The sequence below is a fragment of the Ruegeria sp. SCP10 genome (genome assembly GCF_040329495.1).
In the GTDB taxonomy this organism is placed as follows: domain Bacteria; phylum Pseudomonadota; class Alphaproteobacteria; order Rhodobacterales; family Rhodobacteraceae; genus Ruegeria.
In genome coordinates, this window is the sequence record NZ_JBDZYF010000002.1 from 1 (window position 1) to 22398 (window position 22398).

Genomic DNA, 22398 nt, shown 5'->3' on the forward strand with positions numbered 1-22398 from the left:
CAACCTGCCGTAACTTCGAGACAATCTCTTCGGGCTTCGGTCGCTTGTTTGCCATTCGTGGTCCTCCGTTTCCTAAACATAGCGGTGGAACAGCTCAGTTGGGGAGGCTCACCGGAGTACGTATAGCGCCCGATCACTGCTTGGTTGTCGACATCTGCCAAAACGCTTTGGGCTGTGACTTTAAGGTCCGGGACAGCCTGCATGAAGTGTCCAAAGAAACCAATCACGCCGTCCAATCCCTGTTCAACGTAGGGATTGTGGTTGACGTAATCGGGCCGGACAAGCTCAGCGAAACGGGTGGCGTCTCCTGAGCTGGCGATCTCCGCAAAGAGATGTCCCAGACCGCAGAGTTCTTCATAGGTTTGCATTTCACTCTCCATTTGATGCGATACTATTGCGTATCGAATCCCTCATACGATACTGAAAAGTATCGAGTCAACATTTAGGATTCCTCGAAGCACAATGTCCAAGAAAGAGCCATCTCTCAGAGGGTTTGCGGACGGCGACCCCCGCAATGCGCGCATTGATCAAAAGCGGCGGGATATCCTTGCGGCCGCCCGCGGGCAGCTTTGTGAGGCGGGATACGAGGCGACCACCGTCGACGCGATCGCGGCCCGTTCCGGAGTATCAAAGATGACCATCTACCGGCATTTTGGATCGGGCGATGCCTTAGTGGAGGCGCTCATCCTTTCGCTTCTGGACGGTTTTAATTTTCGCAGTCTATCTGTCTCGAAAAAGGAGGATCTGACTGAAACATTAGAAGACTTCGGCATGAAGTTCGGCGCGGCGCTGATGTCGCCCGCGAGTCTGCAACTCTACAAGGCAATCATCATGTCGTCCGAACGCGCTCCGGAATTGGCCAAGGCGTTTCAGGACAGAGGGCGCGCGTCCGCCCAAAAGGTGGTGGCAGACTTCCTGCGCACGCAGCTCGATCTTTCTGAAGCAGCTGCGGCGCGAAGGGCAGAAGAGTTTGATGCCTTGGTGTTGGGCGACCTTTTCCAGAAGTGTTTATTGGGCCTATCCCATTATGATGAAGATGCGCATCGTAAACAGGTTAAGCGAGCAGTTTCATTCGCAGTAAAACCATAACTGCCCACTTGACCGTAAGGTCAGCTTCGTCCCGCAAACTGTGAGTTCGACATCATCTCAATTTTGCTGCCGCAGCGAATGTCCGGAAAGCGGACGCAACCGCAGCATCGAGGTCGGCTGCTAGAGGTCGGCTTTGGGCCGTCCGTTCAGCCAGTAGCTTGGGCGGGAGGCTGAGTTGCCGCTTAGCGGGGAACGGCCGGACAGAGCCCATTTCGACTGATGCTGCGGGCCACACCAATGGCTGCATTTCGGACGAGGCAGAGCAGGGAAACTTTAGACAAAGTTCAGGAGGCGACCGACGGAACGCATTCTTAATCAATTCGGACTCGGATTTCGGTTAGGTCAACCTCTTGTCCGCGATCATCCCGCAATACCACTTTCACTGGCTGCTCGGAACCGTCCGGAACAAATCTAACAGTTGGCTCCTGATCGTCACTCTTGTCCCACCACTGTTTCATCGCCAGAAAGACAACTCCAAGCTCTTTGCCGCGATCTGTTAGTCTGTATGCGTGTCGCGGGCGTGAGCCATCCTCCTGATATTCAAAACGTTCCAGCAAACGATGGTCCACGAGTTTGGTAAGCCGATCAGTCAAAACCGAGCGTGGAGCTCCAATATCTGCCTGGATATCCGCGAACCGCATGACCCCGTAGAAAGCCTCGCGCAGGATCAAAAGCGACCAGCGGTCGCCGAGTATGTCTGACGCCTTGGCCATTCCGCACCGGTCCAATGGAACCGGAGCACGAGCACGAATTCGGCGGGTGTTGTTATCTGGGTTTGACATATGGACTTAGGTTTGATTGGTTAAGGCTGAGTTTGCAATTTAGACTGAGGATTCGCTAATGTCCAACAACAACGCCGGTCTAACCTCCTTGACCAAAGATGATCCTCTCGCTGATTTCGCGCAACACCAAGTGAAGCTGCTAGATGCCACAAAGGTTGTGCACGTCGCTGGGTCAGGACCCGCGGTCATCGTCATGCACGAGATGCCCGGCATCTCGCCACAGGTTGCACGGTTCGCTCGTTGGGTGCGGGACGCAGGCTTCACTGTCTACATGCCATCCCTTTTCGGGCGGGACGGCGCAGTCCCGCTGGCCGATGAAGGCGGTCAAATTTTCCAACGCGTCTGTGTATCGCGCGAGTTTCGCGTGATGGCTGGCGGCGGAACAAGCCCCGTTGTCGCATGGTTGAAGGCCCTGGCAAGGCAAGCCTATCTGGAGTGCGGCGGATCAGGGGTGGGGGCTGTCGGAATGTGCTTTACCGGCAATTTTGCGATTTCGATGATGATCGAGCCTGCACTGAAGGCCGCGGTGGCGTGCCAGCCCTCACTACCACTTGATGATCCGGCCGCAATCGAGATGTCTGACGATGATGCTAAGGCCATCGCTTTGCGCCTTCAACAAGATGATCTGACCGTAAAGGCCTACCGTTTCGATGGTGACAAGTTTTGTATGGCCGCGCGGTTCGAAACCTACGCACAGGCGTTCGGCGATCACTTCGACGGCACTGTGTTGCCAGACAGTGCCGCAAACCCGAACACATCCCCGTTTTTTGCTCAGCACATCCAGTCACCACATAGCGTTGTGACGCAGCATCTGATTGATCGCGACGGCGAACCGACCCTTGCGGCTCGCGACAGGATTGTGGCTTACCTCATGTCATCCCTTGTAGACAAATAAGCGATGCAAGCTTTTGGAAGCCGTCATTCCTGTGGTTTGGGTGGAAGGCAACTTCGTCCCGCCGTACCGTCATCCGAACGCCTTTCGGCTAAGGCCTGCGGAGAGCCCATACCTCCCAGATCTTCGCAAGGTGGCCGAAGTCCGCTGACGGGAGTCGATGTTCATTCCTGCATCTATAGTGCAGTCAGTTACACGACGTGCACAAAACTTCTTTTTCCGCGGAACTTGCCTTTCGCTGTCCTCATCAACCCAAGCGTTTACGTCGAAGAATTGGGATAACAGGCTCGTAGATGGGCTTGGCGTCATATGGCAAGCCAAACCCATCTACGCTAGTCAATCGCCTTTTGCAGAATGAACCGATTCAACATTGTACGGGTGAAAATCTGGTGACGCGATTGCGAACACTTCCGCCATGTTTGGCGCGCCGCCGCTTTGAATGACCTCAACAGCAGCATTGACCGATGCCTGGTCGCGCCACTGCGCATAAACAACAACGTGTTCGCTGTTCAAGCTTCGATGGATCGTCGACGAAATGAAGCCAGGTTGCGCACTCATCTCGTCAGACATTCCGGCCTGAAGCAGGCGGATCGCGGCGTCTTGCTTACCAGGTTCGGGAGTGAGGACGTTGACCATCGTCAGTATGTTTTCGTTTGCTGCAATCGACGCAGTTTGCCTTTGGTCGGCGCTGGCGGTTGCGGAAAAAGACATCGCTGCGCACACTGCAAGCGGGATCGCAATTCTGTTTGAGACTAGCATTATGGGTTCCTTTCAACATACTTTGCTGGTTCGCTGAGTGATAAGCAAAGACCCGCATCGTTGATTTCAAGCGGTCGGCGCGTTTCACATTCCTGCTGTGACCGTTGAAGGGATTACCCGGCGACTTCTCTTCCTGCTTATCTGGCCATGGCGAAACTCCGCAGCCCGCCATCGGAAAATGGCCTGTCTGGCCGGCCCATTGCATGACTGCAGAAATTTGAAATCATTTCCATAAAGGCCGTGGTAGGGTGCGTTTGCGGCGTCGAGCAACGAATGGCGCGGCTTGAGAATTAAACCTTAATGAGGCGATCCACACTCTGTCTGACCTGATGACCCCTGAGAACCCTTCATTCAATGTCGGTGGCCTCATCGAAAGGACGCCAGGAGCGTTCGTTGAGTACCTGAGCGGGACTCACGCTGCCTATGACTGTTTCAACAGACTGGAAGAGCACGTTGTGGCAATAAATCTTAGGTATGCTGAGTCCGAGGTTGCATACGCATCCGACAAGCTGAGAAAACTGGTGACGCCGAAAAACGGATGTGTCTTTGCACCAGCAGGTGCTGACTGTCGCGAAGTGTCCAGCGCTCAAACCGGCGAAACCGTGTTCATTTCCTATGATCCTGGAAAGATGCTCTCGCAGGCGCAATCGGTTTCAAACGGCTCGTTGAGAGAGCTTTGTTTTGCCTCTGACCTTATTGACCCTGCGATCGGTGCCTTAGCACAAGAAATGCGTCGATACTTCTTGTCAGGCCGTGTCGAGGGTGAGGCGTATATGGAGCATCTTGTCAGTTGCATCGAGCTGCGCCTGATAGCATCAATGACAGGAAGATCAATGTCGGTTGGGCGAGAGAACGAACGCATTTCAAAGCATGAATTTGATGCGGCCCGTGCAGCAATCGAGGATCGCCTGGAGGGCCCGATCAGTGTCACAGACCTTGCCTTATACAGTGGCATGGCAACGACGCGTTTTGCGAAGGCCTTTCGAAACACAGCCGGTATCTCGGTTTACCAATACATCCTCGACCGACGGATTGCGCGGGCGACGAATTTGCTGGTGTCACAGTCTGACAGCTTGGCTGATATTGCTTACGCATGTGGGTTTTCATCCCAGGCGCACATGACGACGGTTTTCGGCAAAAAACTTGGCGTGACACCAGGTCAGTATCGTCCGGATTCAACAGGCTGAGTTGCACCATAAGCCGATATTGGCGCAAGCGCAGCGAACGCCCGCTCCGTCCGCGTTGCCGACGTCGGACAATGCCCAGATCTCGCGGGCGCAGCGAACGACCGGTTGGGTGAGTCTGCTCTGCGGCGTAGTTTGACACGATGAATGACTAGTGACGGCTGAAGACGTAATCCAAGGGCTCATGCCTGGCATCTCAGTTAGCAAATCCTTGCAACTTGCTTAAAGAAGAAATGACCAAAACATGACAAGGATGACCAAACATCACGAACCGTCATACCTAAACCGGCGAATGGCCAAACTTAGTGACCACAATGACCAAAAACATGACCAGAATGATCAAACATCACGAGTCGTCACAATTATGAAAAGTGGTGAGCCGTGCAGGATTCGAACCTGCGACCCACTGATTAAAAGTCAGTTGCTCTACCAACTGAGCTAACGGCCCACTCTTTTGTTGGATCTTGATGATCCGTGGCGCTCTGTAAGGTATTTTCCCGATCAGGTTCAAGACCTTATTTCACACCTCGTTTCGCCTGTGTTTTAGATGTTTCCGGCGACCCGATAGGCGGCCTACTTAGGCAGGTGGCGCGGGGGGTCAAGACCTTTTTTCACGAATCGTGGCGACAGGGTGGATTCATCATTCCACCGACGTTATATGCCCGCCATGCAACAGAGACTCGATACCGGTTTGCCCTTCATGAAGATGCATGGGCTGGGCAATGACTTCGTCATTGTCGATGCGCGCGAACATGCGTCATCGATCACCCCGGCTCTGGCCAAGGCCATCGGGCATCGCCAGTTTGGCGTTGGCTTTGATCAGCTGGCTGTTATCGAAAACGGCGCTGAGGATGCGCATCTGGTGTTCTATAACGCCGATGGCTCAACCTCGGCCGCCTGCGGCAACGCCACGCGCTGCATTGCCCGGTTTCTAATGGACGAGGCTGGAAAATCCGAGCTCTCACTGACCACCGAACGGGGCTCTCTCGCGGCCAAAGATGCGGGCGATGGGCTGACCTCAGTCAATATGGGGCAACCGCAGCTCAATTGGCGTGACATCCCTTTGGCAGAAGAAATGGATACGCTGGAACTGCCAATCGAAGGCGCGCCCACGGCCACCGGCATGGGCAATCCGCATTGCACGTTTTTTGTTGAAGACGCCGAGGCGATTCCGCTCACTGAATTCGGGTCACGGTACGAGTACCACCCGCTCTACCCCCAGCGCACAAATGTGCAGGTGGCGCAGATCATCGGTAAAGACCATATCCGGATGCGGGTGTGGGAGCGGGGCGTTGGCATCACTCTGGCCTCGGGCTCGTCCTCCTGCGCTACAGCGGTCGCGGCCGCGCGCCGTGGGCTGACAGGCCGCAAGGTCCAAATCGAACTGGATGGCGGTACCATCTGGATCGACTGGCGCGACGATGGCGTCTGGATGACCGGGCCAACGGCCCACGTGTTTTCCGGCACCCTGACACCAGAATTCCTAAGGTCTTTCGGATGAGCGCCCCAAAGTTCACCACCCTGGGCTGCCGCCTCAACGCCTATGAAACCGAGGCGATGAAGGAATTGTCGCAGCAAGCTGGCCTGACCGACGCGGTCGTGGTGAACACATGCGCGGTGACGGCCGAGGCCGTCCGCAAAGCCCGCCAGGAAATCCGAAGGCTGCGGCGGGAAAACCCTGACGCGCGCCTGATTGTCACCGGCTGCGCGGCACAAACCGAACCTGAGACCTTTGCTAAAATGGATGAGGTCGACGCGGTCATCGGCAACACCGAAAAGATGCGGCCCGATACCTGGAAGGGGATGGCCGCCGATTTCATAGGTGAGACCGAGGCGCTTCAGGTTGATGACATCATGTCCGTCACTGAAACCGCCGGTCATCTGATCGATGGCTTCGGCACACGATCCCGAGCCTACGTGCAGGTGCAGAACGGATGTGACCATCGCTGTACTTTCTGCATCATCCCCTATGGCCGCGGCAATTCGCGCAGTGTGCCCGCAGGCGTCGTAGTGGATCAGATCAAGCGTTTGGTTGATAGCGGATACAACGAGGTTGTGCTAACCGGCGTTGACTTGACCTCTTGGGGCGCGGACCTGCCTGCGCAGCCCAAGCTGGGTGATCTGGTTATGCGCATTCTGAAGCTGGTGCCGGATCTGCCGCGCCTGCGGATCAGCTCGATCGATTCCATCGAAGTGGACGAGAACCTGATGCAGGCGATCGCGACCGAGCCGCGCCTGATGCCGCATCTACACCTGTCCCTGCAACACGGCGACGACCTGATCCTGAAACGGATGAAACGCCGCCACCTTCGTGACGACGCCATCCGCTTTACCGAAGAGGCGCGCAAACTGCGACCCGAGATGACTTTTGGCGCTGACATCATCGCCGGGTTCCCCACTGAATCCGAAGCTCATTTCGAGAATTCTATGAAACTGGTCACTGAATGTGATCTGACCTGGCTGCATATCTTTCCGTATTCAAAACGCGACGGCACCCCTGCGGCACGCATCCCGCAGCAGGTCAACGGCACGATCATCAAATCCCGCGCCGCCCGCCTGCGCAAAGCAGGCGAGACTCAAGTTGTTAAACATCTCGCTTCCCAGATCGGCAAAACCCATCAAGTCCTGATGGAAAATCCGCATATGGGCCGAACCGAACAATTTACCGAAGTGACCTTTGATGCGCCCCAAGTCGAAGGCCAGATCGTAACAGCAACGGTCACCGGTCACACTGCGACACAGCTAACAGCCTGATCCACTCTTCATCTGGCCAAAAATATCCCGGGGTTGAATTGGCCAAAGGCCAAGAAGGGGCTGGCCCCTTCAGCCCATCCTTAAAGCAAAAACCCCCGCGACCTGATGGTGCGGGGGTTTCCAATTCCAATCCGATAAGAACGATCAGTCCTTACGCGCTTTGCCCTTATGCGGTGCCCAAAGGCGCTTGTTCACCAGATACAGCAGTACAGACAGAACCGTCAGGAAGATCACGCCGACAAAACCGGCATTCTTACGGTCGATCAACTTTGGCTCGGCTGTCCACATCAGGAACGCAGCCAGGTCTTCCGACATATGCTCAACGTCATTTGCGTGACCATCGGCAAACTCGACCTGCTCATCCGACAGAGGCGGTGCCATCGAGATCCAGCCGCCGGGGAAGGCTTTGTTCTCGTACAGGATGGTTCCCGCCTCTTCTTTCTCTTCTCCCGTATAGCCATTCAGCAGGGACGCGATGTATTCTGCGCCACCCATGCCTTTGACCAGCTGGTTGATCCCCAAACCATAAGGTCCGTGGAACCCTGCACGCGCCTTGGCCATAAGGCTCAGGTCAGGTGCACCAACCCCTGTGTTGGCCGGGAAGTGATCGGTCGGAATCGCCGGGCGGAAATCGTCCAGCTCAGGGTCGAACACCTCAAAGTTGGCGGCCGCATAAGCGATCACCTGTTCTTCCGAGTACCCCAGCGCTTCGAGATCACGCAGAGGCACATATTGCAGGCCATGACAGGCCGCGCAAACCTCGGTGTAGATCTGAAGACCGCGCTGCAGCTGGAATTCATCCCAAGTACCAAACGGCCCTTCGAACGAGAACGCATAGTCTTCGATATGCTGCTCACCGCCACCTGCCGCAAAGGTAGAGGCAGGCGCAAGGGCCAGGGCAAACGCGGCACCGATTGCAAGTTTCTTGAACATGTTTCCGGTCCCTCTTCTTACTCGGCCGGCGTGGCTTCGGCGTCAGCCTTGCCATAATGCGCGTTAAAGTCTTCTTCGATCGTTTCAGGCTGTGGCAGCGGCTTCTCGATCACACCAAGTACGGGCAGGATCACGAAGAAATAGGCAAACCAGTAGGCCGACGCGATCAACGAGAAGGTCGCATAGGGTTCTTCCGCAGGCATCGCACCCAGCCACATCAGGGCAAAGAAGTCGACGATCAGCAGCAGGAACCACCATTTGAACATCGGGCGATACTGACCCGAACGCACGTTCGACGTGTCCAGCCACGGGGCCAGCGCCATCGCCAGGATCGCGCCGAACATGGCAACCACACCAAAGAACTTGGCATCGACGATGCCGCCGGTGATGAAGCTAGCGAACTGAACAACCCAGACTTCGCCGGTGAAGGCACGCAGGATCGCGTAGAAGGGCAGGAAGTACCATTCGGGAACGATATGCGCAGGCGTAACCAGCGGGTTAGCCTCGATATAGTTGTCGGGGTGACCCAGGTAGTTCGGCATGTAACCAACGATGGCCCAGAACACGACCATGATAACAGCCAGTGCGAACAGGTCCTTGATCACGAAGTAGGGCCAGAAGGGCAGCGTGTCTTTCTCAGCCTCGGCTTTCGAGCCTCGGCGAACTTCAACACCCGTCGGGTTGTTGTTGCCGGTGGTGTGGAAAGCCCAGATATGCACGATAACCAGCGCCGCAATGATAAACGGCAGCAGATAGTGCAGCGAGAAGAAGCGGTTCAGCGTGGCATTGTCCACCGCCGGTCCGCCCAGCAGCCAAGTCTGGATCGCATCACCCACAAACGGGATCGCGCCAAACAGCCCGGTGATCACGGTCGCACCCCAGAAGGACATCTGACCCCAGGGCAGAACGTAGCCCATGAAGGCCGTGCCCATCATCATCAGGTAAATGAGCATCCCGATGATCCACGTGATCTCACGCGGGGCTTTGTACGAACCGTAGTAGAGGCCACGGAACATGTGGATATAGACCGCGACAAAGAACAGCGACGCGCCATTCATGTGCAGATAGCGGATGAAATAACCACCATTCACGTTGCGCATAATGTGCTCGACACTGGCGAAGGCCAGATCAACATGCGGGGTGTAGTGCATCACCAGAATGATACCGGTAACGATTTGCAGCACCAGGCAGAACGCCAGAACGATGCCCCAGATCCACCACCAGTTCAGGTTCTTGGGGGTCGGGATCATCAGGGTGTCATACAGCAGGCCGACGATGGGCAGGCGGCTGTGCAGCCACTTTTCGCCATTTGTCTTCGGCTCGTAGTGATCGTGGGGAATTCCGGACATAAGTTGGGTCTCCCTTAGCCGAGTCGGATTGTCGAATTGTCGACCCATTCCGCAGGCGGAACAGGCAGGTTTTCAGGCGCGGGACCCTTGCGGATACGACCGGCCAGATCATAGTGCGAGCCGTGGCAGGGGCAGAACCAGCCACCAAAGTCCCCAGCATCACCCAGCGGCACACAGCCCAGGTGCGTGCACACACCCATCTGAACAATCCATGCGCCCGGCGCTTCGCCTTCGGGCGAGGGCATAACGCGGTTCGCGTCAGTTGCGGGTGCATCGGCGTTCAGGTTAAAGTTACGCGCCAGCGGATCCGGCAAGGCATCCACACCCTCGGCATCCTGCTCTTGCGCTTCGGCGATTTCTGCGCCAGTGCGGTGACGAATGAAAACCGGCTTGCCCAACCACTTGACGGTCAATTGCGTACCCGGCTCAACCCCGCTTACATCCACGCGGATCGAGGACAGGGCCTGAACATCTGCGGATGGGTTCATCTGGTTGATCAGGGGCCATACGGCTGCCCCGGTGGCAACGACACCTGCGCCGCCAGCGACGTAGTACAGGAAATCTCTGCGGGTGCCTTCGTGGTCTTCTGCGTGGGACACGAGGTAATCTCCGATTGTCTGGCGCCCGCGTGCGGGCAAATAGCTCGTACACCGCACGAATGCGGTGTCTTAACCGCGTTGTCTACCGACGCAATTAGTATTCGTCCAGCGGTCATAAACGCGCAATACGCCGCATCTGTGTATTTTGTCACGACACACCGGGTTTTTTGGTGATTCTATATCACTCTGCTTGCCAACAAAACGAATCGAATGGGCCTGATTCGGGCCAGCTTTCTGCACGTCCCGGCATCAGCTTTGCCTGTTTCACTGTCCTTAGCTTTTGTAAGATTGGTTCGAAACCGGGCACGATCAGGTATGTGAATATCCCTTTGTTTCGCAACAAATAATACCCCTGAAATAGATGATTTTGGCGGCGCAAAATCCGGCGGATTTTCGTTGCGCTTCGCTCAGATACATCAGACATCAACCCCTGCGCGAACGTCAATCAGGAGACTACGATGTCAAAACCCCCCTTGGCTGCCGTTCTGTTAACGATTGCCCTGTCTTCCCAGGCCGCCGCCTCCGGTGATCCTGTCAAAGGCGAACAGCTTTATAACCGTTGTTCATCCTGCCACGCGATTATCAAGGATGGCGAAGTTCTGGTGAAAGGTGGAATCACCGGCCCCAATCTATATGGCGTAGTCGGCCGTGTTGCCGGAACCGAGAACGACTACCGCAATGGCAGTGAACGTCTGCCTATCGGCATGTTCACCGATGACATGATCCGCGCTGGTGAGGAAGGTCTGGTTTGGACCGAAGCCAACATTATCGCCTATTCGCAGGACCCGATCGGTTTCATCAAAGAGTATCTGAACGACGAGTCCGCCCGCCCAAACATGAGCGTTAAGCTCAAAAAAGGCGCGGAAGATATTACCGCCTATCTGGCCACCTTCGGCGACTAGGCAGGGTGGTCTTAAGTGAAGGTGCCCCGATTTCGCGCGGGGTATTACGACCTGACATATCTGGCAATTGCGGCGCGGCTCCCCTCTTGCCAGATACAATCCAGCCAATCGGCGAAGGCTTGGACAAACCGTGGGTCCTGCCCTATCTCGCCATAGAGGTTGGCCACATCCAGCCATTGTGCGGGATTTGCCCGAGCCGCGTGTGCAGCGGCCTGCAAGTCTGGCCAAATAGGGTCATTAGGCGCAATCGTGATCCCATCCTCGCGCACGCCAGCGCACATGCGGCACCAGAAGGCTTCGGCCAAGGCCAACCCTGACAAGGACGCACCCGAGGATATCGCATCGCGAAGCGATGGAAACAGAAACCCCGGATGCCGGGCTGATCCATCAAAGGCTACACGGCGTGTGGAATCACGGATCGTCGGGTTCAGAAACCTGCGCTCGACCTGCTTTAGATACGCATCTGGGCTGGTCTCGGGCACACCTTTGATATGAGGCAGTATCTCTTCGATCTGGACCTTGCGAAAAAAGGCCGAGAGGTCTGCATCCTGCAGGCAGTCCAAAATCGTGGGCAGGTTCAGAATTTCACCCGCGTTGGCCAAGATCTGGTGACCACCATTGAGAATGCGCAGCTTCAACGCCTCATAGGCATGCACATCTTTGGTGATCGCCACCCCAAGCGTTTCCAAAGGTGGACGCCCGGCGCAGAAATCATCCTCGATCACCCATTGGCGGAAGTTCTCGTGCGAAACCGGGGCGGCGTCTGTGATGCCCAGCGCCTGACATTGGCTGCGAAGGTCTTCCAACGTGGCAGGCACGATGCAATCCACCATCGAGTTTGGAAAGGCCCCAGCCTGGTCGATCCACTCCGCAAGACCGGGATCGGACAAGCGCGCAAGCCCGACCACACAGTCACGCAGGATCGCACCGTTGCCTTGCAGGTTATCGCAGCTGAGCGCCGTGAAGGGCGCATGACCGGCAGCGCGCCGACGCTTCAGCGCAGCAACAAGTGCGCCGAAAACGGTGCGCGGCTGTTCCAGGTTTTGCGCATCATGGCGAATATCATCATGCTCCGTATCGAACGCCCCCGTTTTGGCGTCCAGATAATATCCGCCCTCGGTAATGGTAAGCGACACGATGCGGATGGCGGGGTCTGACATCCGTTCTATCAGCGGCCCGTTGCGGGGCTCAATCGGCACATAGTCGATCATCGGGCCAATCACTTCGGCGGATAAGGCCGCCGGATCAAGTTCAACCAATGTTGTCAGGCAATCCTGCTGAATCAGCTTTGCCCGCAACTCTGCGTCATAGCTGCGGACACCTGCACCGATGATGGCCCAGTCCATCGCCAGACCCTGCTGCATCAGCCGGTGGATATACCAGGCCTGATGCGCGCGGTGAAAATTGCCAAGACCAATATGGACAATACCGGGCGTCAGATCTTCGCGCCGGTAGCGGGGCGTTTTAACATCCACGGGAAGCCGGGACAGATTGTCCAACCGCAACTTCACTGGTGTATGAGTGCGCGCCAATGGATCCATCAGCTCATCCAATTTCCACCATCCACGTTGTAGGTCTGTGCGACGACATAGTCTGCTTCATCCGAGGCCAGAAATACCGCCATCCCGGTCAGATCCTCGGCACGCCCCATACGGCCATGTGGAACTGCGGCGGCGACCTCGCGCTTTTTCTGTCCCGGTGGCTTGCCCTCGTGCTTTGCGAAGAATGCATCGACCCCGTCCCAATGCTCGCCATCCACCACACCCGGCGCGATCGCGTTCACATTGATGCCGTGTTGGATCAGGTTCAGCCCGGCGGATTGGGTCAACGAGATAACGGCCGCCTTGCTGGCGCAATAAACGGCGACCAAGGGCTCTCCGCGTCGCCCGGCCTGCGACGCCATGTTGATAATGCGGCCTTTGATCCCCTGTTCGATCATGTGCCGTGCGACAGCCTGCAGGGTGAACAAAGTGCCGGAGACATTGATATCGAAGACGCGCTGATAGTCGGTACGCTCAATCTCAACGACCGGCGCGGCAGTGAATATCGCGGCGTTGTTGATCAGGATGTCGATCCGACCAAAACCATCCAACGTTTGCGCGATCGCAGAATCAATGCTGTGTTGGTTGGTGACATCCATCTCAATCGCAATCGCGGCTTCGCCGATCTCCTTTGCGGCCATTTGAGCGCGGGCGATATCGATATCAGCCAATGCCACGCGCGCGCCTTCAGAGACATAGGCTTTGGCAAAAGCCAGCCCAATCCCGCGCGCCGCGCCTGTGATCAACGCCGTTTTGCCCGCCAAGCGTTTCATTCAATCCGCAATCCTTTGATGTCAAATCGGTGAATGACGTCCGCGCGCGGGGTCAGGTGAATACGATCCCCGTGCCGGAACCCGACCTCACCATCCGCGCGGACGGTTATGGTTTCGGCCAGCCCGGTTTCATGGATGTGGAAGAACGTGTCCGATCCAAGATGTTCGGACACGCCGACAACACCGGACCACGTACCGCCGCTCTCGGATACAGTGATATGCTCGGGCCGGATACCAATCGTCTGCGCGCCATGTTTTGCAGCTTCTTCGCCTTCGATGAAATTCATTTTGGGCGAGCCGATGAAGCCTGCCACAAACAAGTTTCGCGGGGTACGATAGAGCTCCAGAGGCGAGCCCACCTGTTCGATCACACCGGCCTGAAGGACGACGATCTTGTCGGCCATTGTCATCGCCTCGACCTGATCGTGGGTCACGTAAATCATAGTGGTGGCGAGGCGTTCGTGCAGTTCGCTGATCTCTAGCCGCATGCCAACGCGAAGGGCCGCGTCGAGGTTCGACAGAGGTTCGTCGAACAGAAACGCCGCCGGTTCGCGCACGATAGCGCGCCCAATGGCAACGCGCTGGCGCTGTCCGCCGGAGAGCTGTCCGGGACGGCGGTCCAGATAATCGGTCAGGTTCAGAACGCTGGCGGCCCCTTCGACGCGCTTGTCGATCTCAGCCTGGTCCAGCTTGGCCATACGCAACGGGAACGCGATGTTCTTACGCACTGTCATATGCGGATAAAGCGCATAGGACTGGAACACCATCGCCAGCCCTCGCTTCGCAGGCGGGACATCGGTGGCGTCCGCGCCGTCAATGTCGATGGAGCCCGAGGTGATATCCTCCAGGCCTGCGATCAGCCGCAGCAGGGTGGACTTACCGCAACCCGAGGGGCCGACGAAGACGGTGAACTCGCCGTCTTCGATGGTCAGGTCCAACGGTGGAATGACCTGCACGTCGCCGAAGCTTTTGGTCACGGACTTGAGTTGTATGCGTCCCATGAGGAGTGCTCCTTATTTCACAGCGCCGAAGGTCAGGCCGCGGACAAGTTGTTTCTGGCTGAACCAGCCAAGGATCAGGATTGGCGCAATCGCCATAGTCGAGGCCGCGCTGAGCTTGGCAAAGAACAGGCCCTCCGGGCTGGAGTAGCTGGCGATGAAGGCCGTCAGAGGTGCCGCGTCGACGGCAGTCAGGTTGAGGGTCCAGAACGCCTCGTTCCATGCCAGAATGAAGTTCAGCAACACGGTCGAGGCAATGCCGGGAATGGCCATGGGCGTCAGGACGTAGAGGATTTCCTCTTTCAACGTCGCTCCGTCCATCCGTGCGGCTTCCAGAATTTCGCCGGGAATTTCACGGAAGTAGGTGTAGAGCATCCAGACGATGATCGGCAGGTTGATCAGCATCAGAACAACCACCAGCCCGCCGCGCGTATCCAGCAGCCCAAGCCGAATGAACAGCAAGTAGATCGGATACAGAACACCAACTGCAGGCAACATCTTGGTAGACAGCATCCACAGCAGGATGTCCTTGGTTCGCTTGGATGGTACAAAGGCCATCGCCCACGCGGCAGGCACGGCGATGATCACGCCCAGAATGGTTGAACCACCCGCGATGATGACCGAGTTCCACAGGAACCGCATATAGTCCGAACGTTCCTGCACGACGGCATAGTTCTCAAGCGTCCAGTTGAAGTTCAGGAACAGCGGCGGGCTGGCAATGGCTTCTGCCTCGGTCTTGAAGCTGGTCAGGATGGTCCAGAGGATCGGGAAGAAGATCAGCAGGCCGATCCCCCAAGCAATGGCGGTGTTCAGTGTTTTGCGTTGTGTCGTGACGGCGCGGGCCATGGTCTTACCTCCTCACGCGTCCAGGTTCTTGCCGACGATGCGCATCAGGAAGATCGCAACGATGTTGGCTAGGATGATTGCGTAGACACCTCCGGCTGATCCGAGGCCGACGTTCTGGCTTTCCAACACGCGCTGGAAGATCAGGTAGGTGAGGGTGCGGGTGCCGAATGCGCCGCCGGTTGTCACGAAGATCTCGGCGAAGATCGACAACAGGAAGATCGTCTGGATCAGGATCACGATGGTAATCGCGCGGCTCAGATGCGGCAGGACGATGTGGTAAAAGCGTTTCAGGACCGGCGCGCCGTCCATCTCGGCCGCTTCCAACTGCTCACTGTCCAGCGATTGGATCGCGGTCAGCAGGATCAGCGTTGCAAAGGGCAACCACTGCCAAGATACAATCATGATGATCGAGGTCATCGACGCCTCGGACAGCCATGAAACCGGCTCGGCCCCGAAGAAGCGCCACAGATGCGCCAGCAGGCCGTTGACCGGATCCATGAACATGTTCTTCCAGACCAACGCAGACACTGTGGGCATGACGAAGAAGGGCGCGATCACGAGGATGCGGACAACTCCTTGGCCCCACATCGGTTGGTCCAGAAGCATCGCCAGAAGGATGCCTAGGACAACGGTGATCACCAGAACCCCTCCGACAATCATCAGCGTTGCTTGAACCGCGGGCCAGAAAGAGCTGGATGATACGAACCGAACGTAGTTGTCGAAGCCGACCCAGCCCAGATCACCACCGCGCAGGGGCAGGTATTTCTTGAAGGAAAAATACAGGGTCATCGTCAGAGGCACGAGCATCCAGCCAAGCAGCAAGACCACTGCAGGTGCCATCATCAGCCGGGCAACGGATCGGGAATGTTGGGTCGCCATGATGCAATACCTCTCTGTTCAGGCACTGGGTTAGCCTGCGAGAAAAACGCGAATTGTGAAAGTGGGGAGCGGGGGACAGATCGCCTGTCCCCCACGGGAGGGAAGCCTTAGTAACCTGCGGCTTCCATTTCTTCGGCTGTGAAGGCCTGCGCTTTGGCAAGGGCTTCTTCCACCGTCTGCTGTCCGGCATAAACTGCTGAGAACTCTTGGCTTACCTGTGTTGCGATGCCCGCAAACTCAGGGATCGCGGCAAATTGAATACCAACGTAAGGCACTGGCTTTACAGTCGGATTGTTCGGATCAGCTGACAGGATCGATTCCAACGTCATCTTGGCGAACGGAACAGCCTGATAATCCGGATTTTCGTACAGCGAGGTACGCGCGCCAGGAGGTACGTTGGCCCAACCTTCGTTTTCCGCCACCAGCTCGATGTAGTCTTTTGAAGTAGCCCACTCGATAAACTGTTTGGCTGCGTCCGCCTGTTCAGTACCGGCTGGAATTGCCAGAGCCCAGGCCCACAACCAATTCGAACGTTTGCCGAGCCCGGTGTCTGGTGCAAGTGCAAAACCGACGCTATCCGCGACTGTCGAGTCAGTCGGATTGGTCACGAAAGATGCCGCAACTGTTGCGTCGATCCACATGCCGCATTTGCCCTGCTGGAACAACGACAGATTCTCGTTAAATCCGTTAGTGGCGTAACCTGCCGGACCGGATTCGTTCATCATTCCCACGTAGAAGTTCAGCGTGTCTGCCCATTCAGGCTGATCAAACTGTGGCTTCCAATCTTCATCGAACCAGCGCGCACCAAAGGAATTGGACATCGCAGTGATGAAGGCACCGCCCTCACCCCATCCGGCCTTACCGCGAAGGCAGATGCCGTTGATGTCAGCGTCGCGATCGGTCATCGCCGCAGCAGCTTCGCGGATGAACTCCCATGTCGGGGCATCTGGCATTTCCATACCAGCTTTTTCCATCAGATCGGTGCGGTACATGATCATTGAGCTTTCGCCATAGAACGGGGCCGCGTACAGCGTTCCCTCATGGCTCAGACCGCCTGACATTGCGGGCAGGATGTCGCCAACATCATAGTCTTCCGACAGACCATCCAGCGGCACCAACCAACCATTGGCACCCCAGATCGGGGTCTCGTACATGCCGATGGTCATGATGTCGAACTGACCGCCCTTGGTGGTGATGTCAGTGGTCACGCGCTGACGCAGCACGTTTTCTTCCAGCGTCACCCATTCCACATCAATGCCGGTCGCTTCGGTGAAATTGTCGGTATAGCCCTGCATCCGGATCATGTCGCCGTTGTTGACGGTGGCGATCGTTATGGTTTGTGCATGGGCCGCTGCCGTAGCGACGAATGTCAGTGCAGTCGCCGCACGAAGTGCGTTCTTCAGATACATCCCTGTCCTCCCTGAGCTTGGATGTCGTACAGAGAGGGTAGTTCCAAAATTGTCGCGACGTCAATAAAAACTTTACGCGCGTTAAATATGAGTGTCAGGCAGATTCCCGTAATATCAGCCTGGCAGGAAACAGTGTCTCGGTTCGGTCGCTGAATTTTCCACCACTTTCAATGAGTTCGAACAAGGTTTCGGCGCCGCGCCCGGCCACGTTATCATAGTCATGCGCAGCGGTCGTCAGAGATGGGCATGTGAATTTCGCAAAGGGATGACCGTCGTTTGATGCGACGCGAAGCGAGCAATCCGGTTGCCTTCCCACCCGAATCCCCTGTTCGTAGCAGGCCGCCAGAAAGCCAATGGCAAGGCGATCATTGCTGCAAAGGACTGAGTCCGTGCGCAGAAGGCCCCGTTCCAGAACTTTCATAGCACCCTTGTGGCCGATCTCTTCAAAGGCCCAGCCTTCACCATCGATCTTGATGACATGGGGCTCAAAGCCCAAACGCTCCATTACCTCGACATAGGCCTTGCGCCGTTTGTTGGCGTTGGGATTCGCCGGCGTTCTCATTTCAAAGAACGATGGCGGTTCGCCCGTCCGAGTCATGTATTCGACCGTCTGAGAGACAAAGCTGAAATTGTCCGATCCAATAAATGCTGCACCCAACCCTTCTAGGTTGCTGTCAAACAGAACCGTCGGTACATCGGCGCAGAACTTTTCGATCTGAGACCGATCCGAAGCACGCCCTAACGGGGCCAACAGCACGCCCGCCGGTTTCAGCGAGCGCAAACTGTCAAGAATTTCATTCTCCAGTTTCTGCTCACCATGTGAACTGAACAGGGACGGTCGATAGCCCGCAGCGATACAGCTCTGTTCCAGATATCGCGCAATCTCGGCAAAAAAGGGATCGACAAGATAGGGCACTACGATGCCAATATTCTTGGTCAGCTTGCGGTTCTGGTTCACCGCATAGATGTTGGGGCGATAGTCAAACTGTTCCAGCGCTTCTTCGATCCGCGCCCGGGTCGAGGCCCGAACGCTCTCGGGGTCGTGGAAGTACTTCGAAACCGTCGGCCTTGAGATACCGCTCAGCGCCGCGAATTCTTCCATGTTCTTGATTTTCGTCATGCCTACCGCTTGCGGACCCTTGCTGCCTGTATCTTGTCACAGCTTTTCATTTTCTTTACGCGCGGTAAAAAATCAATAGCGGCGCGTGCCGCTATTTCTGTCTTGTTGGCTGAACGGTGTTGAATTCTGTGTGTTGCTCGTGTCAGGAAACCCCCTGCTCTGACACAATCTCACTAAACCGTGTGAAGAACTTTCCTGACAGTTTCTTGGCTGTTCCGGCGATTAAACGGCTGCCCAGCTGTGCGATTTTACCGCCGATATCCACCTTCGCGGTATAGGCAAGTATGGTCTCATCCCCGTCCTCGGTCAGGGTCACGTCGGCGCCGCCCTTGGCAAACCCGGCAGCCCCGCCTTTGCCTTCGCCAGTAAGCGAAAACCCATCCGGCGCCTTGGCCGTATCCAGCGTCACCTGACCCGCAAACTTGGCTTTGACCGGGCCAATCTTCAGAACCACCTTCGCCTCAAGCTCCTCGGGTGCGGTTTGCGTCAACTCTTCACAGCCGGGGATACATTCCTGCAAGATCTCCGGATTGTTCAGGGCCCTGTACACCACGTCACGCGGGGCCGAAATGCGGATTTCGTCACTCAGTTCCATTTAAGTCTTTCCTTTTTCAACAGCATCTCGGGAACACGATCAGCGCCAGCTCTTCTTTTTCCTTCAGGCTAAGATCTGGGCGTTTCGGCCACGTCGCGCGGCATAGCTTAAGCAAGCCTTTCATCATGCGAAACCTCCTGTGCGGTATCACTGTTTCGCCAAAGCACGATCTCAGCCAGGATCGACAGGGCGATCTCGTGCGGGTCAATTGCATGAATATCCAACCCTGCTGGGGACTTAAGGCGCGCAGCGCGCATTGGGTCCATGCCCTGACTAATAAGTTTGGCCAACAGCGTATCAGCCTTGCGGCGGCTGGCGACCATCGACACACGATCGGCAGAACTATTCAGCGCAGCCCGAAGTGCAGCACCATCATTGCGACCTTGAGAGGCGACAACAGCAAAGTCGCGCCCCTCAATCCCCAAGTCTTCTACCTGATCGAGTGAAAACCGGTCATAGTCGTCCGAGGCAACAGCGCCATCCTCAAGATAAATACGCAGCCCTGCCAATGCGCCATGGGCGGCCAAGGCCGAAGCAATGGGCGAGTCACCGAAGATCACCAATCGCGGGGTCTGTTGGTAGGGTTCGACCAAAAGATCAACGGTGCCGCCAGATGGGCACCCGCTTTTGAAGGTTTGCACATCATCCGGGTCCGTCATGCTCACCACCTTTTCCGAAGGTTTGACGCGGATCATCTGCGGTACACCACTCGCCAGCGCTGCTTGCGCCGATGCGCGAACAGCCCGCTGTACACAGGCACCGCCCAGATGGCCCGAAATCTCTCCATCGCAATTGATCAAAGCCTTGCCCCCCGCCTTGGCCGAGGTCGCATCCGCAGTTCGCAGAACTGTCGCGACGCAGAAAGGCTGACCGCTCTGTCGCAACTGCTCAATTCTGTCAAAGATGTCGAAATTCGCCATATTAGAGCCTTTCAAAGCTTGCGGAACTCGGGTTCAAGTGCCGCCAAAGCGTCGAGCGTATTGGCGGGTAGATGCGCATCCAGATGGGGTTCTGCCGCCTGCATGGCAGCCGCGATGGGCTGATAGTCTTTCCACCCTTTGAGCGGGTTCAACCAAACAATGCGCCGCGTCTTGCGTCGGATCCTTGCAAGGGCACGGCCCAGCGCCTCGGGGTCCTGGCTGCAATAGCCATCCGACAGGATCAGCACGATCGTCCGCCCATTCAGGGCGCGCGCGCCATACCCGTTCAGAAAGGTTTCAAGGCTGCCAGAGATATCGGTGCCGCCACCAAATCCCTCGGCCATAAGCGACAACCGCCCAGCGGCCCGCAGTGTGTCATGATCCCGCAACGCGTCGGTGACCCGCATCAGCCGTGTATGAAACAGATAAGCGTCGGCTTCAGTCCCGCTACCGATTAGGCCCTTTAGAAAGGCAAGGAACACGCGAGAGTACACGGTCATCGAACCGCTCACGTCACACAACGCAACGATCCGCGTCGGGCGCGGTGGTCGGGCGCGGCGATACAGGTCCAATGGCTCTCCACCCCGCGCAAGACTTGCCCGCTGAATACGTCGCATGTCCAGCGCGGGACCTCTCAGCGCCTGTTTTCGTCTGCGCGAACGCCGATCCCGCATGGCTCGCGCAAGCCTCAAAGCAGCCGTTTCCGCCTGTTTTAGACTCTTTTCATCCATCAATTCACGAAGATCGCGGCGGGATAGGTTTGTCGTCTGGGTTGCAATCAGCTGCCCATCGATCCCCTCAGCGTCACCCGCGCCCGTTTCCGGTACAGCAGCTTCTGCATCCGCTTCAGCCTGAGGCTCTTCTGCCCCTGTGTTTTGGCTTTGCCAGATCATGGGCTTCGCCGATTGTACCCTGACATGTGTGGTTTTGGACGAACCCGAGCGCTGTTTGCCAGCGTTGAACCAGTAGGCGTCAAAAAGATCGTCGAACCGACGCCAATCCTCTGCATCGCCCGCCAAAAGCGCGCACAAAGCCTGACGTGCCTGTTCGGAATCCGTTGCCTCAACTGCGGACAAAGCCGCGATCGCATCACCGGTTTCCCGCGGCCCCACATGAAGGCCGTTCATGCGCAGATGTGCAATGAAGCCCGACATACGGTCTGCAAACCCTGCGGCGCGCGAGGGGAACCGAGTGACTTGCATCACGCCACCTTCCCAATCAGCCGATCCATCACTTCTGGCGGGGCAGCATCATAGTCAGCAGCTGTCTTGAGCAAACACACCAAAGTCGCCTGCACCTCATCCCGGGATTTCGCCAGATCATTGACCCCAAGACCAGACAAGGCCGCCGCCCAGTCCAGCATCTCGGCAATACCTGGTGTTTTTTCCAGTTCTTCTTTGCGCAACGCTTGCACGACCCCAATGATCTGCCGCGCCAGAATCCCTTCAACCTCTGGCATTCGTGCCCGCAGGATCGCCATTTCGGTTTCCTTCGACGGGTAGTCGAGGAAACTGTACAGACACCGTCGTCGCAACGCGTCAGACAAGTCCCGCGTTCCGTTGGCCGTCAAGATCACGGTTGGCCGTGATCGGGCTGTAACGGTTCCTAGCTCCGGAATCGTGATCTGAAAATCCGACAGTATCTCCAGCAGATACGCCTCAAACTCCTCGTCCGCCCGATCAATCTCATCAATCAACAAAACCGGGGGCGTTTCTTCAGATATAGCCTCTAACAAAGGCCTTTTGAGCAGGTAGGCATCCGAAAATAGCTCTGCCTCACCAACCCCACCTTTTGCTTCACTCGCTCGGATAGCTAAAAGTTGGCGCTGATAGTTCCACTCATAGATGGCGTGGCTTGCATCCAGCCCTTCATAGCATTGCAAGCGGATCAAACGCGCCTCACGCCACGCGGCCATTGCCTTGGCCACCTCGGTCTTCCCAACGCCAGCAGGACCTTCCAGCAACAAAGGTCGTCCCAAGGCTTGCGCCAGATGCAGCGCCATCGCCAACCGATCATCGGCGACGTAGTCTTGCGCGGCCAATCCGTTTTGTACATCTTTCAAGGTCAAAACCAG

23 protein-coding genes and 1 tRNA gene are annotated in these 22398 nt (G+C 56.7%); 6 read left to right on the forward strand and 18 right to left on the reverse strand.

The window, feature by feature from the left end:
* On the reverse strand, nt 1-368 hold a 368-nt coding region (locus ABLN87_RS06360), incomplete at its 3' end, for a nuclear transport factor 2 family protein (protein ID WP_353008395.1).
* 94 nt (nt 369-462) lie between these two features.
* Here ABLN87_RS06360 and ABLN87_RS06365 point away from each other — a divergent pair.
* Nucleotides 463-1089 (forward strand): TetR/AcrR family transcriptional regulator, encoded by a 627-nt coding sequence (locus ABLN87_RS06365; RefSeq protein WP_353008396.1) that lies wholly within the window; start codon nt 463-465, stop codon nt 1087-1089.
* A 311-nt stretch (nt 1090-1400) separates the two neighbouring features.
* On the opposite strand, the gene ABLN87_RS06370 is transcribed toward ABLN87_RS06365, so the two are convergent.
* Nucleotides 1401-1802, reverse strand: coding sequence for a winged helix-turn-helix transcriptional regulator (locus ABLN87_RS06370; protein ID WP_353008397.1), 402 nt, complete (start codon nt 1800-1802; stop codon nt 1401-1403).
* Nucleotides 1803-1929: 127 nt separating this feature from the next.
* Here ABLN87_RS06370 and ABLN87_RS06375 point away from each other — a divergent pair, with 127 nt between their 5' ends.
* Nucleotides 1930-2766, forward strand: a complete 837-nt coding sequence (locus tag ABLN87_RS06375) for a dienelactone hydrolase family protein (RefSeq protein ID WP_353008398.1) — start codon at nt 1930-1932, stop codon at nt 2764-2766.
* A 333-nt stretch (nt 2767-3099) separates the two neighbouring features.
* On the opposite strand, the gene ABLN87_RS06380 is transcribed toward ABLN87_RS06375, so the two are convergent.
* Nucleotides 3100-3474, reverse strand: a complete 375-nt coding sequence (locus tag ABLN87_RS06380; RefSeq protein ID WP_353008399.1) for an antibiotic biosynthesis monooxygenase family protein — start codon at nt 3472-3474, stop codon at nt 3100-3102.
* A 569-nt stretch (nt 3475-4043) separates the two neighbouring features.
* Here ABLN87_RS06380 and ABLN87_RS06385 point away from each other — a divergent pair.
* Nucleotides 4044-4709 (forward strand): helix-turn-helix transcriptional regulator, encoded by a 666-nt coding sequence (locus tag ABLN87_RS06385; RefSeq protein WP_353008401.1) that lies wholly within the window; start codon nt 4044-4046, stop codon nt 4707-4709.
* A gap of 369 nt (nt 4710-5078) precedes the next feature.
* Here the strand turns inward: ABLN87_RS06385 and ABLN87_RS06390 are convergent.
* Nucleotides 5079-5154 (reverse strand) — tRNA-Lys (locus ABLN87_RS06390).
* 210 nt (nt 5155-5364) lie between these two features.
* Between ABLN87_RS06390 and dapF the strand changes: the two genes are divergently transcribed.
* Both dapF and mtaB read left to right on the forward strand, forming a co-directional pair.
* Entirely contained in the window at nt 5365-6207 is an 843-nt protein-coding gene (gene dapF, locus ABLN87_RS06395) for a diaminopimelate epimerase (protein WP_353008402.1), read from the forward strand.
* The gene (mtaB, locus tag ABLN87_RS06400; RefSeq protein ID WP_353008403.1) at nt 6204-7460 is read left to right on the forward strand and encodes a tRNA (N(6)-L-threonylcarbamoyladenosine(37)-C(2))-methylthiotransferase MtaB; all 1257 of its coding nucleotides are present in this window, start codon (nt 6204-6206) and stop codon (nt 7458-7460) included. Before dapF ends, mtaB begins: the two co-directional genes overlap by 4 nt.
* Before the next feature lie 144 nt (nt 7461-7604).
* Here mtaB and ABLN87_RS06405 read toward each other — a convergent pair whose 3' ends face one another.
* The 3 genes from ABLN87_RS06405 to petA are packed head-to-tail and all read right to left on the reverse strand — an operon-like array spanning nt 7605 to nt 10341.
* On the reverse strand, nt 7605-8393 hold the full coding sequence (locus ABLN87_RS06405) for a cytochrome c1 (RefSeq protein WP_170534384.1): 789 nt from the start codon (nt 8391-8393) through the stop codon (nt 7605-7607).
* Between the two features lie 17 nt (nt 8394-8410).
* On the reverse strand, nt 8411-9742 hold the full coding sequence (gene petB / locus ABLN87_RS06410; protein WP_170534382.1) for a cytochrome b: 1332 nt from the start codon (nt 9740-9742) through the stop codon (nt 8411-8413).
* Nucleotides 9743-9756: 14 nt separating this feature from the next.
* Complete coding sequence (gene petA, locus ABLN87_RS06415) at nt 9757-10341, reverse strand: ubiquinol-cytochrome c reductase iron-sulfur subunit (protein ID WP_170534380.1); 585 nt, start codon at nt 10339-10341, stop codon at nt 9757-9759.
* A gap of 458 nt (nt 10342-10799) precedes the next feature.
* Between petA and ABLN87_RS06420 the strand changes: the two genes are divergently transcribed.
* Entirely contained in the window at nt 10800-11243 is a 444-nt protein-coding gene (locus ABLN87_RS06420) for a c-type cytochrome (protein ID WP_353008405.1), read from the forward strand.
* Nucleotides 11244-11287: 44 nt separating this feature from the next.
* Here the strand turns inward: ABLN87_RS06420 and ABLN87_RS06425 are convergent, their stop codons facing one another.
* From ABLN87_RS06425 to ABLN87_RS06475, 11 genes are all read right to left on the reverse strand, one after another.
* Complete coding sequence (locus ABLN87_RS06425) at nt 11288-12784, reverse strand: mannitol dehydrogenase family protein (RefSeq protein ID WP_353008407.1); 1497 nt, start codon at nt 12782-12784, stop codon at nt 11288-11290.
* Nucleotides 12784-13557: an L-iditol 2-dehydrogenase gene (locus tag ABLN87_RS06430; RefSeq protein ID WP_353008409.1), complete on the reverse strand. Its 774-nt coding sequence runs from the start codon at nt 13555-13557 to the stop codon at nt 12784-12786. Before ABLN87_RS06430 ends, ABLN87_RS06425 begins: the two co-directional genes overlap by 1 nt.
* Nucleotides 13554-14558, reverse strand: coding sequence for an ABC transporter ATP-binding protein (locus ABLN87_RS06435; protein WP_353008411.1), 1005 nt, complete (start codon nt 14556-14558; stop codon nt 13554-13556). The genes ABLN87_RS06430 and ABLN87_RS06435 overlap by 4 nt, the downstream gene beginning before the upstream one ends.
* 12 nt (nt 14559-14570) lie before the next feature.
* Nucleotides 14571-15401: a carbohydrate ABC transporter permease gene (locus ABLN87_RS06440; RefSeq protein ID WP_353008412.1), complete on the reverse strand. Its 831-nt coding sequence runs from the start codon at nt 15399-15401 to the stop codon at nt 14571-14573.
* A gap of 12 nt (nt 15402-15413) precedes the next feature.
* Nucleotides 15414-16280, reverse strand: a complete 867-nt coding sequence (locus ABLN87_RS06445; RefSeq protein WP_353008413.1) for a carbohydrate ABC transporter permease — start codon at nt 16278-16280, stop codon at nt 15414-15416.
* 107 nt (nt 16281-16387) lie between these two features.
* Nucleotides 16388-17689, reverse strand: a complete 1302-nt coding sequence (locus ABLN87_RS06450; protein ID WP_353008414.1) for an ABC transporter substrate-binding protein — start codon at nt 17687-17689, stop codon at nt 16388-16390.
* A gap of 94 nt (nt 17690-17783) precedes the next feature.
* Complete coding sequence (locus tag ABLN87_RS06455; protein ID WP_353008415.1) at nt 17784-18809, reverse strand: LacI family DNA-binding transcriptional regulator; 1026 nt, start codon at nt 18807-18809, stop codon at nt 17784-17786.
* A gap of 142 nt (nt 18810-18951) precedes the next feature.
* Nucleotides 18952-19404 carry an SRPBCC family protein gene (locus ABLN87_RS06460; RefSeq protein WP_353008416.1) on the reverse strand — a complete coding sequence of 151 codons (453 nt, stop codon included), beginning with the start codon at nt 19402-19404 and terminating at the stop codon, nt 18952-18954.
* A 107-nt stretch (nt 19405-19511) separates the two neighbouring features.
* Nucleotides 19512-20324, reverse strand: coding sequence for an XdhC family protein (locus tag ABLN87_RS06465; protein ID WP_353008417.1), 813 nt, complete (start codon nt 20322-20324; stop codon nt 19512-19514).
* An 11-nt stretch (nt 20325-20335) separates the two neighbouring features.
* The gene (locus ABLN87_RS06470; RefSeq protein ID WP_353009240.1) at nt 20336-21526 is read right to left on the reverse strand and encodes a vWA domain-containing protein; all 1191 of its coding nucleotides are present in this window, start codon (nt 21524-21526) and stop codon (nt 20336-20338) included.
* On the reverse strand, nt 21526-22392 hold the full coding sequence (locus ABLN87_RS06475) for an AAA family ATPase (RefSeq protein ID WP_353008419.1): 867 nt from the start codon (nt 22390-22392) through the stop codon (nt 21526-21528). Before ABLN87_RS06475 ends, ABLN87_RS06470 begins: the two co-directional genes overlap by 1 nt.
* Between the last annotated feature and the right edge of the window lie 6 nt (nt 22393-22398).